Annotated in this window: 2 protein-coding genes; one reads left to right on the top strand and one right to left on the bottom strand. The window is 60.6% G+C overall.

The features are described 5' to 3' along the window. The first annotated feature begins 103 nt into the window (after positions 1 to 103). Positions 104 to 271 carry a hypothetical protein gene (locus tag GY725_25515; protein ID MCP4007553.1) on the top strand — a complete coding sequence of 56 codons (168 nt, stop codon included), beginning with the start codon at positions 104 to 106 and terminating at the stop codon, positions 269 to 271. Between the two features lie 195 nt (positions 272 to 466). Here GY725_25515 and GY725_25510 read toward each other — a convergent pair whose 3' ends face one another. After that, positions 467 to 1,030 (bottom strand): hypothetical protein, encoded by a 564-nt coding sequence (locus tag GY725_25510; protein ID MCP4007552.1) that lies wholly within the window; start codon positions 1,028 to 1,030, stop codon positions 467 to 469. Positions 1,031 to 1,099: the final 69 nt, after the last annotated feature.

Raw genomic sequence — 1,099 nt, 5'->3', positions numbered from 1 at the left:
AGGAGCCTGCGTTGGCGGCTATGCTGAGGGCTCCGGAACTCTGACTTGGACCCACAACGGAACCGTGAACTCGATCTATCGTGGTCCAGTCTCAAAGGGCCGCATGTCTGGCCCGGGTTCAATCGAAGCCCCAGGTCGCTTCACCTATACAGGCACCTTCGATGCACTTGGCAATGCGACAGGGAGCGGAACCATCGAATACGCGGATGGTGTTGGCGTCTACAAAGGCGGCGTGCGGGATGGGCAGGTGCCCTGGCAGGTGCCCTTTTAGGTGCCACCCTTTTCATGGAAATATCTTCGGCCGAGCGGCTGTCGCCCCTCGGCTGCGCCATGGCTTCACGTTTCCTCGGCTCGAACGACGAACCTCTCCCTTGTCGAGCCTCAACCCTCGACGATCATCCGGATTTCAAAGGTTCTCCTGGGCCGCCGTCGCTGAGCGCTTCCGGCAGCACTCCGCGACACGGCCTCAGACTGGCTGCCCCCGGGCCTCGATCAGGGTCTCAGCAAACGGCATGAAAGGCAGATGGGGTGGGAAGGTGCCCTCCGGAAACTCGACATCACGCTCTCCGGCCTGTAACCGCTCCGACGCCTCCCAGAATGCCGTGACGACTTCCCGCCATGCCTCCCACATCCGCTTCCAGACTTCCGGCTTCTTCGCGTGGAATCGGGGCTTGGGTGACCTCCCCGTCGTCTTGGGCCGATGCTGAGGTTGGGTCATAAGGATTCTCTTCACTCCCTGGGAGGTCTTTCCCTCGAGCGCACGCGCTCTCGCTCCCTCGTCTTCGATCTCGGCAATCAGACCCGCCACTCTCTGACGCCACTCAGGATCAGAAAGGTGCTCCCAACACGGCAACGGCGAGAATACGATACGCTCTTCGGCGGCGAAAGCTTCCGCGTCGATGTCTTTCGCTTTTTGCAGCTGGCGCGCCGCATATTCACGCGACCGATTGTACCAGTGGCCAACGAGCGGTTCTCCAGAGGTCAAAGCGTCCGCGCTTTGCACTCCCGGCCAATCGACGACACGGTCCACCAAAAACTCCTTGACTCCGTTCGAAAGGCAATATTTAAGTCGCGCGATTTGATCATCCGGGTCGTCGCT

The sequence above is a fragment of the bacterium genome (assembly GCA_024226335.1).
Classification (GTDB): domain Bacteria; phylum Myxococcota_A; class UBA9160; order SZUA-336; family SZUA-336; genus JAAELY01.
This window is presented reverse-complemented; position numbering and strand designations above follow the sequence as displayed.

Excerpts from the sequence above, each read along its gene's own strand:
- GY725_25515 (MCP4007553.1), top strand. The coding sequence starts at position 104 with ATGTCTGGCCCGGGTTCAATCGAAGCCCCAGGTCGCTTCACCTATACA.